This is a genomic window from Enterobacter sp. MGH 24 (assembly GCF_000493015.1).
Taxonomy (GTDB): Bacteria; Pseudomonadota; Gammaproteobacteria; order Enterobacterales; family Enterobacteriaceae; genus Enterobacter.
In genome coordinates this window covers 3,611,485-3,624,412 of sequence record NZ_KI535657.1, presented here as the reverse complement: position 1 = coordinate 3,624,412, position 12,928 = coordinate 3,611,485, and the positions used below count along the sequence as shown (strand labels likewise).

Annotated in this window: 14 protein-coding genes; 11 read left to right on the top strand and 3 right to left on the bottom strand. The window is 56.1% G+C overall.

Features of this window, described 5'->3' with window-relative positions; all coding sequences use genetic code 11:
* Positions 1-35: 35 nt before the first annotated feature.
* Positions 36-503 carry a nuclear transport factor 2 family protein gene (locus L370_RS04900; RefSeq protein ID WP_023311608.1) on the top strand — a complete coding sequence of 156 codons (468 nt, stop codon included), beginning with the start codon at positions 36-38 and terminating at the stop codon, positions 501-503.
* Positions 504-542: 39 nt separating this feature from the next.
* Here the strand turns inward: L370_RS04900 and L370_RS04905 are convergent, their stop codons facing one another.
* Complete coding sequence (locus tag L370_RS04905) at positions 543-1,118, bottom strand: ester cyclase (RefSeq protein WP_023335601.1); 576 nt, start codon at positions 1,116-1,118, stop codon at positions 543-545.
* Positions 1,115-2,230 (bottom strand): alkene reductase, encoded by a 1,116-nt coding sequence (locus tag L370_RS04910; protein WP_023335600.1) that lies wholly within the window; start codon positions 2,228-2,230, stop codon positions 1,115-1,117. The genes L370_RS04905 and L370_RS04910 overlap by 4 nt, the downstream gene beginning before the upstream one ends.
* A gap of 99 nt (positions 2,231-2,329) precedes the next feature.
* On the opposite strand from L370_RS04910, the gene L370_RS04915 reads away from it, so the two are divergent.
* The 3 genes from L370_RS04915 (at position 2,330) to L370_RS04925 (ending at position 4,355) form a co-directional block, all read left to right on the top strand.
* Positions 2,330-3,241 carry a LysR family transcriptional regulator gene (locus tag L370_RS04915; protein WP_023335599.1) on the top strand — a complete coding sequence of 304 codons (912 nt, stop codon included), beginning with the start codon at positions 2,330-2,332 and terminating at the stop codon, positions 3,239-3,241.
* Positions 3,242-3,298: 57 nt separating this feature from the next.
* Positions 3,299-3,898: an HAD-IB family phosphatase gene (locus tag L370_RS04920; protein WP_023335598.1), complete on the top strand. Its 600-nt coding sequence runs from the start codon at positions 3,299-3,301 to the stop codon at positions 3,896-3,898.
* Positions 3,899-4,040: 142 nt separating this feature from the next.
* Positions 4,041-4,355: a PTS sugar transporter subunit IIB gene (locus tag L370_RS04925; protein ID WP_023335597.1), complete on the top strand. Its 315-nt coding sequence runs from the start codon at positions 4,041-4,043 to the stop codon at positions 4,353-4,355.
* Between the two features lie 44 nt (positions 4,356-4,399).
* On the opposite strand, the gene L370_RS04930 is transcribed toward L370_RS04925, so the two are convergent.
* Positions 4,400-4,768: a MerR family transcriptional regulator gene (locus L370_RS04930; protein ID WP_023335596.1), complete on the bottom strand. Its 369-nt coding sequence runs from the start codon at positions 4,766-4,768 to the stop codon at positions 4,400-4,402.
* Positions 4,769-4,864: 96 nt separating this feature from the next.
* Here L370_RS04930 and L370_RS04935 point away from each other — a divergent pair, with 96 nt between their 5' ends.
* From L370_RS04935 to L370_RS04965, 7 genes are all read left to right on the top strand, one after another.
* A complete protein-coding gene (locus tag L370_RS04935; protein ID WP_023335595.1) occupies positions 4,865-5,659 on the top strand; it encodes an SDR family NAD(P)-dependent oxidoreductase in 795 nt (264 codons plus the stop codon).
* A 208-nt stretch (positions 5,660-5,867) separates the two neighbouring features.
* Complete coding sequence (locus tag L370_RS04940) at positions 5,868-6,482, top strand: TetR/AcrR family transcriptional regulator (RefSeq protein WP_023335594.1); 615 nt, start codon at positions 5,868-5,870, stop codon at positions 6,480-6,482.
* A 74-nt stretch (positions 6,483-6,556) separates the two neighbouring features.
* The gene (locus L370_RS04945) at positions 6,557-7,666 is read left to right on the top strand and encodes an efflux RND transporter periplasmic adaptor subunit (RefSeq protein ID WP_023335593.1); all 1,110 of its coding nucleotides are present in this window, start codon (positions 6,557-6,559) and stop codon (positions 7,664-7,666) included.
* Positions 7,663-10,752 carry an efflux RND transporter permease subunit gene (locus tag L370_RS04950; protein WP_023335592.1) on the top strand — a complete coding sequence of 1,030 codons (3,090 nt, stop codon included), beginning with the start codon at positions 7,663-7,665 and terminating at the stop codon, positions 10,750-10,752. The genes L370_RS04945 and L370_RS04950 overlap by 4 nt, the downstream gene beginning before the upstream one ends.
* A 34-nt stretch (positions 10,753-10,786) precedes the next feature.
* The gene (locus L370_RS04955) at positions 10,787-11,380 is read left to right on the top strand and encodes a TetR/AcrR family transcriptional regulator (protein WP_023335591.1); all 594 of its coding nucleotides are present in this window, start codon (positions 10,787-10,789) and stop codon (positions 11,378-11,380) included.
* 73 nt (positions 11,381-11,453) lie between these two features.
* Positions 11,454-12,053: an NAD(P)H-dependent oxidoreductase gene (locus L370_RS04960; RefSeq protein ID WP_023335590.1), complete on the top strand. Its 600-nt coding sequence runs from the start codon at positions 11,454-11,456 to the stop codon at positions 12,051-12,053.
* Between the two features lie 302 nt (positions 12,054-12,355).
* Positions 12,356-12,898 (top strand): cysteine hydrolase family protein, encoded by a 543-nt coding sequence (locus L370_RS04965; RefSeq protein WP_023335589.1) that lies wholly within the window; start codon positions 12,356-12,358, stop codon positions 12,896-12,898.
* The last annotated feature ends 30 nt before the right edge of the window (positions 12,899-12,928 follow it).

The following is a 12,928-nucleotide window of genomic DNA, read 5'->3' as shown; positions in this document are numbered from 1 at the left end:
ATCTGTCTACATCATATCACACAGAGGTAATCGCAATGAACACACGTCCTCCTTTACCGCCCTTCACCCGTGAAAGCGCTATCGAAAAAGTCAGACTGGCAGAAGATGGCTGGAACAGCCGCGACCCGGCGAAAGTCGCGCTGGCCTATACGCTGGATACCCAGTGGCGCAACCGCGCAGAGTTCGCCACCAACCGTGAAGAGGCGCAGGCGTTTCTGGAGCGGAAATGGAAAAAAGAGCTGGACTATCGTCTGATTAAAGAGCTTTGGGCGTTTACGGAGAACCGGATCGCGGTGCGCTATGCCTATGAATGGCATGATGATTCCGGCAACTGGTTCCGCTCTTACGGCAATGAAAACTGGGAGTTTGAGCCGGACGGACTGATGAAGCGCCGCTTTGCCTGCGTAAACGATATGCCGATAAAAGCCTCAGAGCGGCTGTTCCACTGGCCGCTGGGCAGACGCCCGGACGATCACCCTTCGCTGAGCGATCTTGGCTTATAGGATTTTCGCATCACTCCGGGCCGCCCCGGAGTGATGAATTTACAGGGCGCCCACCTGTTTCATCAGCGTCAGGTTGTCCTCAATATGCCAGTTAGCCACAATCTCACCGTCAGCGATCTCATAAATATCGGTGGCGATAAAATCTATTTTCTGCCCCTTTCCTTTCAGCTTTCCAAATGTCCCGGTGAATGTGCCGTGAAAATGTAAATGTGAAACCACGCGATCGCCTGAAATAATCATTTGCTCAACGTCACAGTGCAAATCAGGCACGGCCGCACGAAACGCACGGGAAGCTAAAATAGCGCCTTCCGGCCCCTGCTTGCGCCCCTCCGGAGGCGTTTTATCAATAAAGTTTCCCGCCAGGGCATTACGCGCCAGGGTTTCATTACCCGTGTTCCAGAATGAAGCATATTCTCTGGCGACAGCTTCATTCGCCTTTAATTTCGCCTGCGGCAGGCTGTTGTCCACTATAAGCTGTTTCGGCTTTACCCATTCTGCCTGTGCCGAATACGCGGTGCCCGTCAGACCAATAAAAACAAGCGCCGCTAGAGCGGGGCGTAAATATGTCGACCCGATGCCGGAAGCACCGCCGATAATTAAGGTTTTACGGGTCATAACGTTTCCTCCTGCAGGGTGTAAATGGGGTAATCGGTATATCCCGTAGCGGTGCCGCCAAACAGCGTGGCGGGGTCGCGCACCTGGGCCAGAGGCAGCTGGTGCGCCAGCCGGTGGGGTAAATCCGGGTTGGCAATAAACGGCCGTCCGAAGGCAATCAAATCGGCATAGCTGGCAGCAAGGATCTTTTCCGCTTTTTCAAGGTCATAGTTCCCCGCGACGATAAGGGTTCCGCTAAACGTCTCGCGTAGCGATTGACGGAACTGTTCAGGTACCTGTGGCGCATCGTCCCAGTCGGCTTCCGCCAGGTGGATGAACGCAATCCCTTTTTGTTCACACCAGGACGCGAGAGCGAGTATGGCTTCCGTCACCTGCGGATCGTTCATCCCGCGCTGGGTAATAAACGGGGAAAGGCGAATGCCCGTACGCTCGCGGCCAATGGCCTCGGCAATGGCGCTTAGCACTTCCTGAGCAAAGCGGATCCGGTTCACCAGCGTGCCGCCGTACTCGTCCGTACGTTTGTTGGAGGTTTGACGCAGAAACTGGTCGATCAGATAGCCGTTTCCGCCGTGAACCTCCACGCCGTCAAACCCGGCCTGAACGGCATTCAGTGCCGCCTGACGATAGTCCGCGATGATGCTGTGAATGTCCTTGCGCGAGAGGGTTCTCGGCTGCGGGCAGTCAACCATTTGGCCTTCGTCCCGCTCATTCACCACCCACACCTGCGCGTCCGGCGCCAGTGCTGATGGGGCGACGGGCTGACCATCCTGATGAAAACTGGCGTGCGACATTCGCCCGACGTGCCAGAGCTGCGAAAAAATCACCCCGCCCGCCTGATGCACGGCGCCCGTCGTGAGTTGCCATCCTGAAACCTGCTCAGGCGAATGGATGCCGGGCGTCCATGAGTATCCCTGGCCCTGGGGCGAAATCTGGGTGGCTTCCGTGATAATTAATCCGGCGCTGGCCCGCTGCCGGTAATACTCCGCCATCAACGCCGAGGGAATATTTCCCGGCTGCAGGGAGCGCGCGCGGGTCATCGGCGCCATGACGATACGGTTTTTCAGGTCCTGCTGACCCAGCCTGTAGCGTTCAAAAAGTGAGATACGTTGCATGTTTTCATCCCTTATGGTTTGGATGAAATCACTTTACAGTCGGCATCTGATTTTGATAATTACGCTAAAAGTAGATGCACTTTTCGGAAAATATGAATAATGGGTAAACTCGAAGACATGGCGTTACTGGTGGAAGTTGCCGAGGCCGGCGGTCTTTCTGCCGCCGGGCGACGCCTGTCGCTTTCTCCCGCCACCATGACGGCCAGGCTGAAGGCGATTGAGGAGCGTTACCAGACGCGCCTGTTTCACCGCTCAACGCGATCGATCACGCTGACCCGCGCCGGGGAAGAGTTTTACCATGCCGCGCTGCGCGTGCTGGAAGAAGTGCATCACGCAGAGTCGTTACTGACGCAAAAGGAAGGCGTGCTCGGCGGCAACATTCGCCTTTCTGCGCCCTCGGACTTTGGCAGACAGTATCTTAGCCCCGCCGTCGTGGAATTCTCCCGACGCCATCCCGACGTTAAATTTTTCATCTCGCTAAGAGAACACGTTGAGGACCTGGTCGCTAACCGGCTGGATATGAGCGTGCGTTTTGGCAACCTGCCGGACAGCAGCCTAGTCGTCAGAAACATCCGTCCGAACCATCGGGTGCTGGTCGCCTCCGGGGAGTATCTTAACGAACGCGGCATCCCCGCCACGTTTGCCGATTTAGCTCAGCACCGGTGCCTGGTGCTTGAGTCTCAGGGCGTGGTGATGAACGAATGGCGCTTTGAAAAAGATGGCGAGGAAAGCGTCGTTCGCGTAGAGCCTGCCATGGTGTGCGACGACGGGGCTTTGCTTCGTCAGTGGGCACTCAGCGGAGCTGGCATCGCGGGGAAATCGTGGTGGGACGTCAAAGACGATGTTGACACCGGAAGGCTCACGGTGCTGTTTGCCGACAGCTTCACTGGCTTTAGCCGATACGATCGCAAAGATGTCGGGCTGCAGTTTGTTTACCCGCAGCGCAAACTGCAGCCGCTTCAGGTCACGGCTTTTAGCCAGTTTTTTCTCGACTGGCTAAAAAAACATTAACGCAATAAACAGTGATACACTCGCCCTATACAATTCATTATCCCGTCCAAACGGCTTATGACTGCAAATATTGCTTTTTTCGATTTCGATGGAACGATAACGTTTTCCGACACCTTCACCCCGTTTATTTATCGTTCCGTTGATGAAAAAACGCTACGGCGCGGAAAGCTGCGCCTTCTTCCCTACATCCTCGCCTATAAAGTGGGCGCGTTATCGGGATCGTTTTTACGAAAAAAAGTGGTAAGAATAGCGTTAGCAGGCAAATCTGAAGCTGAATTAAAAAACGCCGGGCTTTTCTACAGTAAAACAGAAATTCCTGCCCTGTTGCGGGAGAATGCCATGAAGAAAATCAGCTGGCATAAGTCTCAGGGGGATACGGTGGTGGTGGTTTCAGCCTCGCTTGATTTATACCTTAAACCCTGGTGCGAGCAGAATGGGCTTGAACTCTTGTGCAGTGAAGTCGCATTTGCAGGTGGAAAAGCAACCGGAGAATACAAAGAGGGTGACTGCAGCGCTCGCCTAAAAAAAACGAAGATAACTGATCATTATAATTTATCTTCCTACAACGTCATCTATGCCTATGGCGATACGAAGGAAGATTTAGACATGCTCTCTCTTGCCTCGAAGAAATTTTATCAGTGGAAAGAAATGGCCTGATCCCGACATGAGATATCAGAAAAACATCAAAATAAGAGGCCTCAGGCGGCAATAATTATTTTGTCACCAAAATCAGAGGTAGCGCGCATTTCGCTGACAACCTCAGGACTACTCTGTGTGCGGTTTTCAGGAGGTAAAAAATATGAAAAAGCTTCTGATCTGTTGTTTGTTTGGTAATACCGCAAACTCTCTCGCCAAAAAGATGCAGTCTCTGGCAGAACGCGAAGGCTATCCGCTGATGATTAGCGCTGTTGGGCTGGATAACTTCGCCAGTGTCGCTCCCGCTTTCGATGGTTTCCTCGTCGCGCCGCACATTCAGTACAAACTCAATGAGATAAAAGAAACGGTGGGTAATACGCGCTCAATCGCCATTATTGAGAGCCTGCCCTATGCGTCACTGGACGCGAAGAAAGTGTTGAATTTCGTTAAGGAACAGATGCCTGAACTGGCTGCCTGACAGATAAGGCCGCATCAGTTTTGCGGCCTCCTCTCACCCGGCGCTCAAAACGTGTCGACGCAAGGCTGGCCGACCTTATTAAGAGCGTTTTTCAACCTGGCTCTGAGTTCAATTAACGCCGCTTCTTTCTCTTCAAGCTGCTGCAGCTTGCGGCGCAGTGAAGCCTGTTTTTGCTCAGCGGTAAAGTTGTCGTCAACCCAGACAGCTAAAACCTCTGCAATTTCGGCTAAGGTAAAGCCCAGCATTTTGGCATGCCTGATCATGTTTAAACGCTGTAAATCGACGGCGGAATAGACTTTATAGTTATTGCTGCGATTGGGCTGCGGGATATTCTCTAACAGCCCCTGTCGCTCATAGTAACGCACCGTCTCTTTCGACAATCCCGTTTTCGCACACAGTTCACCAATTCGCATCGCGTCGCCCTCACCTTGTAAAAATCACGCTTGACCGTGTACCTAAGTGCACGGTTTATCCTGTGCAGCATACATCAGGGAAACGGGATTAAAGATATGAATTCTTTTGATTATACAGGTAAAACAGCGCTGATTACCGGAGCGTCGTCGGGCATAGGCCGTGATTTTGCCCGGCAGCTCGCCGCTCGCGGCACGGCCTTGATCCTGGTCGCCCGCTCCGAGCCAAAGCTGCAGGCGCTTGCCGCAGAGTTGGTCAAAAAGCACGGCGTCTCCATCACGATTATCGTGCAGGATTTAGTGAAGCCGGAAGCCATTCCCCACATTGTGGAACGGCTTGAAACCTTAAGACGCGTCCCCGACATTCTGATTAATTGCGCCGGGTTTGCCACCTACGGGCCATTCGAAAAGCTGTCAATCGACAGGCAGCGTGATGAGATAAACGTGAACTGCCTGGCCCCCGTGGCGCTGACGCACGCCTTGCTGCCGGGAATGCTCCAGAAAGGCTCCGGGGTGATGATTAACGTTGCCTCAACGGCCGCGATGCAACCGGATCCCTATATGGCGATTTATGGCGCGACCAAAGCTTTCCTGCTCTCGTTTTCTAACGCGCTGTGGGGAGAATATCGCTCAAAGGGTATCCGCGTCCTGGCGCTTTGCCCCGGCGCAACGGATACGGCCTTTTTTGATGTGGTGAATGCTGAGGAAGCCTCGGTAGGGAGAAGAATGCCCGCTGACAAGGTGGTCACCCTGGCGTTGAAGGCCGTGGAGAGTAACCGCAGCTACCTGATTACCGGATGCGGTAACTGGCTTCTGGGGCAGCTACACCGGTTCGTGACGCGCAGGCGACTGGTACTTATCGTTGAAAAGATATTGCGCCCGCGCTCGGCTTAAGCAAAAACGGCTCTGTTCAGCGCAAGGGAGTTGCGCTGAAATCCTCGCTTATCGCAGACAGATAGATGCCATAGTGCACGAAAAACAGTGATACACTTACCCCACCTGGTTGATCGTCCCGTCTGAAGGGCTCATGGTGAATGGCGGTAACCAAAGTACCAAATGGTCACTCGTTGTTAATCGTAGCCTGTCACGCTAAGCTTAAATAATGACTAAAAAAATGAATCCCCCGTCATCACGTGGTCCACTTGACCACGCTGTCAGAGAGCAAATCGTCGAAGCCGCTTTTGAGCACTTCGGCCACTACGGCTATGAAAAGACCACCGTCGCCGAACTGGCTAAATCCATCGGTTTTTCAAAGTCCTACATTTATAAGTTTTTCGACTCCAAACAGGCTATCGGCGAGGTGATCTGCGCTAACCGCCTGGAGCTGATCATGGCGGCGGTGCTTTCCGCCATCGAGGATGCGCCGTCAGCAAGCGAAAGATTACGCCGCCTTTTCAAAGCGCTCTCCGAGGCGGGAAGCGAGCTGTTTTTCCACGACCGTAAGCTATACGACATCGCCGCCGTCGCCGCGCAGGAGCAGTGGCCTTCCACGCAAAAGTACAGTGAAAGTCTGATGAAGCTGATTGAGAGCATCATTATCGAAGGCAGGCAGGCCGGCGAGTTCGAAAGAAAAACGCCGCTGGATGAGGTCACCAGTGCCGTCTACATGGTGATGTGCCCTTACATTAACCCCGTTCAGCTGCAGTACAACCTCGAAATGGCCCCCACCGCGGCGGTGCTTCTCTCTTCACTGATTTTAAGAAGCCTGGCCCCCTAATTTGTGACCATTGACAATTTTGGTCACTAGTCAGAGAATGCGGATACCGTCCTGTTACGTCAAAAAGGTTTCCCATGCTCAGGCTCACTTCAGCCCGCGTTGCCGCTTGTCTCCTGCCGTTTGCCCTGGTGGCATGCGGCGATATTTCCGCGAGTGACGATCCGCGCACAAAGCCACCGCTTGTCAGATCCGCCTCCGTCGAGCTAGCGAACACTAGCGCCCGCGCCTTCACGGGCGTGGTGGTCGCAAGAACGCAAAGCGATTTAGGCTTCAGGGTTCAGGGAAAAATCCTTGAGCGACTGGTCGATACGGGGCAGACCGTCAAACAGGGCCAGCCCCTGCTGCGCCTGGATCCGGTTGACCTGAAATTACAGGCTCAGGCGCAGCAGCGCGCGGTGGATGCGGCTCAGGCGCGCGCGCGAAAAGCCTCCAGCGATGAGGCGCGCTATCGTGGACTTGTGGCGTCCGGCGCCGTGTCTGCCTCGGAGTATGACCAGATCAAAGCGGCGGCCGATACGGCTAGGGCCGATCTCAGCGCCGCCCGGGCGCAGGCCAGCGTGGCGCAAAACGCCACGGGCTATGCCGTACTGCTGGCGGATTCAGACGGCGTGGTCGTGGAGACGCTCGCCGAGCCGGGTCAGGTCGTCAGTGCCGGACAGGTGACGATCAGGCTCGCCAGAGCGGGACAGCGTGAAGCGCTGGTCCAGCTTCCGGAAACGCTGCGCCCTGCCGTCGGCAGCGAAGCGCAGGCCACGCTGTATGGCAATGAAGAACACCCGGTCACCGCAACGCTGCGCCTGCTGTCTGACTCGGCCGATGCCGCGACCCGCACGTATGAAGCCCGCTACGTGCTGGATGGCCTGCTGGCGAACGCGCCGCTGGGGGCGACCGTCACGCTGAACATTCAGGACAATAAGGCAGAAGGTCAGGTCATGCAGGTCCCGCTGGCCTCACTCTATGATGCAGGAAAAGGTCCGGGCGTCTGGCGTATTTCCGCCCAGCCGGCAAAGGTCGCATGGACGCCCGTCAAGGTGCTGAGCGTGGGTGAAGATGCGGTGCAGGTCACGGGCGGGGTGAAGCCCGGTGAGAAGATTGTTGCGTTAGGCGCACATCTTCTGCACGAAGGTGAGGTCGTCAGGCTTGCTAAACAACGCAATGCCGCCCTCGCGGAGAACACACCATGAGCGGAAGCCGCTTCAACCTGTCAGCGCTGGCCGTCCGCGAACGTTCCGTCACGCTGTTTCTGATCGTTCTGGTCACGATTGCCGGAATTTACGCCTTCTTTGGGCTCGGGCGCGCGGAAGATCCGCCCTTCACGGTAAAACAGATGACGGTGATAACCGTCTGGCCGGGTGCGACCGCGCAGGAGATCCAGGATCAGGTCGCCGAACCGCTGGAGAAGCGCCTGCAGGAACTCAAATGGTATGACCGTACCGAAACCTATACCCGTCCCGGCATGGCGTTTATTACGTTGTCATTGCAGGACAAGACCCCGCCTGCCGAAGTGCAGGAGGAGTTCTATCAGGCGCGTAAGAAGCTTGGCGATGAATCGCAGCGTCTTCCGGCGGGCGTCATCGGCCCGATGATCAATGACGAATTCTCGGATGTCACCTTTGCTCTCTTTGCCCTGAAAGCAAAAGGCGAACCGCAGCGGCAGCTGGTACGCGATGCCGAAGGCATGCGCCAGCAGCTTCTGCACGTTCCCGGCGTGAAGAAAGTGAACATTATCGGCGAACAGGCCGAGCGGATTTATATCTCCTTCTCCCATGACCGTCTGGCGACGATAGGACTCTCGCCCCAGGATATTTTCAACGCACTCAACAGCCAGAACGCGCTAGCCGCGGCGGGTTCCATTGAGACCCGAGGCGCGCAGATTTTTATCCGCCTGGACGGCGCGTTCGATGAACTGCAGAAAATCCGCGATACGCCTTTTATTGCTCAGGGCAAAACGCTCAAGCTGTCCGATGTGGCGACGGTTGAGCGAGGCTACGAAGATCCCCCGACGATGCTGATACGCAATCAGCGTGAGCCCGCCCTTCTGCTGGGCATCGTGATGCGTGAAGGCTGGAACGGTCTGGCGCTGGGTAAAGCGCTGGATGCGGAAACGGCGAAAATAAATGATAGCCTGCCGCTGGGCATGTCCCTGACCAAAGTTACCGACCAGTCCGTGAATATTCGCTTGTCGGTCGATGAGTTCATGATTAAATTCTTCGTCGCCCTGCTTGTGGTCATGGTGGTGTGTTTTGTCAGCATGGGCTGGCGCGTGGGGGTGGTGGTTGCGGCGGCGGTCCCGCTGACGCTGGCGGTCGTTTTCGTGGTGATGGAAGCCGCGGGAATAAACTTTGACCGCGTGACGCTGGGCTCCCTGATCCTCGCCCTCGGCCTGCTGGTTGATGATGCCATTATCGCCATCGAAATGATGGTGGTTAAAATGGAGGAAGGTTACGACAGAATCAAAGCCTCGGCCTTCGCCTGGAGCCATACCGCCGCGCCCATGCTGGCAGGAACCCTGGTGACGGCCATTGGCTTTATGCCGAATGGTTTTGCCCAGTCCACCGCCGGGGAATACACCAGCAATATGTTCTGGATTGTCGGCCTGGCCCTGATTGTCTCGTGGTTTGTTGCGGTGGTGTTCACGCCCTATCTTGGGGTGAAGATCCTGCCGGCGATCCCCAAAGTAGAAGGGGGTCATGCCGCCATCTACAACACGCCTCGCTATAACCGTTTTCGCCAGCTGCTTGCCCGCGTTATCGCCAGAAAATGGCGGGTGGCCGGGTCGGTGGTCGCCATTTTCATCCTGGCCGTGCTCGGCATGGGTCTGGTAAAAAAACAATTTTTCCCGACCTCCGACCGCCCGGAAGTTCTGGTTGAGGTGCAGATGCCCTACGGTACCTCGATAGCGCAAACCAGCGCCGCAGCGGCCAAAATAGAAGCGTGGCTGGGCCAGCAGCCGGAAGCCAAAATCGTTACCGCATATATTGGTCAGGGTTCACCCCGCTTTTATCTGGCGATGGCGCCTGAACTGCCCGACCCGTCTTTTGCGAAAATCGTGATCCTGACGGACAGCGAGACGTCACGCGAGGCGCTCAAGCTCCGGCTGAGAGACGCTGTCGCCAACGGCCTTGCGCCCGAAGCGCGCGTGCGTGTGACGCAGCTGGTGTTTGGCCCTTACTCGCCCTTCCCGGTTGCCTGGCGCGTGTCGGGTCCGGATGTCGAACAGGTGCATGACATCGCTGATAAGGTGAAAGCCGTGCTTCAGGCAAGCCCGTTGATGAGAACCGTCAACACCGACTGGGGGTCACGCGTTCCCGTCCTGCATTTCACCCTCGATCAAAACCGCCTGCAGGCGACCGGATTAACCTCCAGTGCCGTTGCCGAGCAGCTTCAGTTCCTGCTCTCTGGCGTGCCCGTCACCTCCGTGCGGGAAGATATTCGCTCGGTAGAGGTGATTGGCCGCGCGGCGGGCGATATCCGTCTTGACCCGGAAAAAATCGAGGGTTTCACGCTTGTCGGCAATGCGGGACAGCGCGTTCCGCTGTCTCAAATCGGCAAGATTGAGGTCGGCATGGAAGATCCGATCCTGCGTCGTCGCGATCGCACGCCGACGATAACCGTTCGGGGCGATATCGCTAACCATCTTCAGCCACCGGATGTGTCGGTCGCCATCATGAAGCAGCTCCAGCCGATTGTTGATGCGCTGCCGGCCGGATACCGTATCGACATGGCGGGTTCGATTGAGGAATCAGGTAAAGCCACGCAGGCCATGTTGCCGCTGTTCCCGATCATGATTGCCCTGACGCTGCTGATCATCATTTTGCAGGTGCGCTCAATCTCGGCGATGGTAATGGTGTTCCTAACCGCGCCGCTGGGGCTGATTGGCGTGGTGCCCGTGCTGTTGATTTTCAATCAGCCGTTTGGCATCAACGCGCTGGTCGGTTTGATCGCCCTTTCCGGGATTCTTATGCGCAATACGCTGATCCTGATCGGGCAAATCGATCATAACCAGAAGGAGGGGCTCGAGCCGTTCCAGGCGGTGATTGAAGCAACGGTCCAGCGCGCGCGCCCGGTCCTGCTGACCGCCATGGCCGCCGTGCTGGCGTTCATTCCCCTGACGCACTCAGTGTTCTGGGGCACGCTGGCCTACACGCTGATCGGCGGAACGCTGGGCGGGACGATCGTCACCCTTGTCTTCCTGCCCGCGTTGTATGCGATCTGGTTCCGGATCCGCCCTGCGGAACAACGCGTGCAGCGCACCGCAGAAAGCGTGTAAACTACCATGAGTAGATAACAGTTTTGAGGAAAGCATGGTTGTTAAGCGCTTAAGAAAAGAGGACCGCCGCGTGCAGCTGCTGGAGGTTGCGCGCGGAATTGTTCGTCAGCAAGGCACGGAGGCGCTGACGCTTGGCTACCTGGCCGAGCGGGCCAACGTGACCAAGCCTATCCCCTACGACCACTTCGGCGATCGTGAAGGGCTGCTGATGGCGCTGTACCAGGATTACAGCGACCGGCAGCTGGCGAAATTCCGCGAGACGCTGGCGGTCGACAGCAAAACGCTGGAAAAGACGATCCGCTTTTTCAGCGCCGCCTATATCGACTGCGCCATAAGTGCCGGGCCTGAAACCGGGCCAATCGCTGCCGCGCTCTCCGGATCCCACGCGTTGCAGACGTTTCGTGAGGCATGCGTGGCCGAATGTGCCGACTGTCTGCGGACCGCGCTTTCCCCGTTCGTCGCGCTGAAAGGCGTTCAGGGAGAAGCGGTACTGACGGCAATCATCGGCGCGGCGGACGCGCTCAGCACTGCCGCAGGTAACGGCGTGCTCGCCCGGAACGTGGCGGAAGATACACTCAGCGGCGCCATGACCGGCGTGCTGGAGACCTACGTGAATAGCACAAAATGATCGCTCGGGGCGGATTGACACCTAAGTTACCAATAGTAATATAGAAGTCAATTCTCACCCATTCGAGGTCGCTATGTCTGCTACACATGCCATTAATAACGCACTGATCGTGACGGCTCACCCTGTCGACAATTCGTTATCCCATTCGCTGGCAGCCCATATTGCCGGGAAATTACGCGAGCAAGGTACGCAGGTTGAGATCGCCGATCTGCATGCTGAAGGGTTTAACGCGGCGATGACCCGCGCCGATCTCGAGTTGTATCACGGCGATCCGAGCGCCCTGCCCGACGATATTTTGCGCGAGCAGCAGCGCGTCGAGCGCGCGGATATGCTGGTGTTTGTCTTCCCGGTGTACTGGTGGTCGGTTCCCGCGCTGTTGAAAGGCTGGTTCGATCGCGTGTTAACCCTGAACTGGGCGTATAAGGTAGCCGACGACGGCCGGATTGTGGGCAACTTACGGGATGTTCCCGTCCGCCTGATTGCCACCGGCGGCAGCGATCTCAGTGGATTCGACAAACACGGCTATTCGACGGCGATTCAGACGCAGATTATCGAAGGTGTGTTTGGCTTCTGCGGGCTGAAGAACGTTACGCTCGATGTCCTTTACCAGGCAGACACGGCGACGCCTGAGCAGGTTGAGGCGTTCGTGCAAGGCCTCGGCAATATTAAATAATATCAGCCAGTGAACTTCATATAACCAGGCGCAACGCTAACGTTGCACCTACTGATGTTAGTGTATTGAAGAGAATCGCTCATCAGCGCTATAACTGGATGCGATAGCTGCGCTAACAGCGAAATAAACAAAGGTCACTACATGGTTAAGTCAGTTCAGTCAACAGCCACCCTCACCACCACCGACACCTTCGGCGGCGTGGGCGTATCTGTAGCGAACGACTGACAAACAGAACCTCACTCCCCGCCAGCCTGGACGGGGAAATATCTCTCCGTTCACCACCCTCGGAATGGAGAAAGAAAATGGTTTCATCTGACAATGCGCTCTTAATTATCGACATGCAGCAGGGCCTCTTCCGGGGTCCGGTTTCCCCTTGGTCTGCCGAAGTCGTTCTGGCAAATATCCGTATGTTAATATCCAACGCGCGGCACGCGCAGGTATCCGTCTTTTTTGCCCGCCATATCGGGCCAGACGACTCCCCCTTCTCAGAGAAGGGGCCGTTAACGCAACTGATACCCGAGCTGGACGTAAAGGAGCAGGATATTGTTTTCACCAAGCGCTATCCCAGCTGTTTTCGGGATACCGAATTGCTGCGTGAACTTAATCAGAGAGGCATCAAACAGCTGGTCATTGCCGGGATGAAAACAGAATTTTGTGTCGACACCACCTGCCGGGCCGCGCCGGAGCTGGGTTTCAGGACGGTATTGATTTCAGATGCGCATACCACTATGGATAATGCACATTTATCCGCCAGTGACATCATTGCGCATCACAACAGCACGCTGGCCGGCCCGTTCGTGACGCTGTCGACTGCCGGCGACTGGCATTTTAATACGTTCAGTTGAGTTGGCGGGATCGTCTCTCTTTCCCGGCGC

Excerpts from the sequence above, each read along its gene's own strand:
- L370_RS04900 (WP_023311608.1), top strand. The coding sequence starts at position 36 with ATGAACACACGTCCTCCTTTACCGCCCTTCACCCGTGAAAGCGCTATC.
- L370_RS04905 (WP_023335601.1), bottom strand. The coding sequence starts at position 1,118 with ATGACCCGTAAAACCTTAATTATCGGCGGTGCTTCCGGCATCGGGTCG.
- L370_RS04910 (WP_023335600.1), bottom strand. The coding sequence starts at position 2,230 with ATGCAACGTATCTCACTTTTTGAACGCTACAGGCTGGGTCAGCAGGAC.
- L370_RS04915 (WP_023335599.1), top strand. The coding sequence starts at position 2,330 with ATGGGTAAACTCGAAGACATGGCGTTACTGGTGGAAGTTGCCGAGGCC.
- L370_RS04920 (WP_023335598.1), top strand. The coding sequence starts at position 3,299 with ATGACTGCAAATATTGCTTTTTTCGATTTCGATGGAACGATAACGTTT.
- L370_RS04925 (WP_023335597.1), top strand. The coding sequence starts at position 4,041 with ATGAAAAAGCTTCTGATCTGTTGTTTGTTTGGTAATACCGCAAACTCT.
- L370_RS04930 (WP_023335596.1), bottom strand. The coding sequence starts at position 4,768 with ATGCGAATTGGTGAACTGTGTGCGAAAACGGGATTGTCGAAAGAGACG.
- L370_RS04935 (WP_023335595.1), top strand. The coding sequence starts at position 4,865 with ATGAATTCTTTTGATTATACAGGTAAAACAGCGCTGATTACCGGAGCG.
- L370_RS04940 (WP_023335594.1), top strand. The coding sequence starts at position 5,868 with ATGACTAAAAAAATGAATCCCCCGTCATCACGTGGTCCACTTGACCAC.
- L370_RS04945 (WP_023335593.1), top strand. The coding sequence starts at position 6,557 with ATGCTCAGGCTCACTTCAGCCCGCGTTGCCGCTTGTCTCCTGCCGTTT.
- L370_RS04950 (WP_023335592.1), top strand. The coding sequence starts at position 7,663 with ATGAGCGGAAGCCGCTTCAACCTGTCAGCGCTGGCCGTCCGCGAACGT.
- L370_RS04955 (WP_023335591.1), top strand. The coding sequence starts at position 10,787 with ATGGTTGTTAAGCGCTTAAGAAAAGAGGACCGCCGCGTGCAGCTGCTG.
- L370_RS04960 (WP_023335590.1), top strand. The coding sequence starts at position 11,454 with ATGTCTGCTACACATGCCATTAATAACGCACTGATCGTGACGGCTCAC.
- L370_RS04965 (WP_023335589.1), top strand. The coding sequence starts at position 12,356 with ATGGTTTCATCTGACAATGCGCTCTTAATTATCGACATGCAGCAGGGC.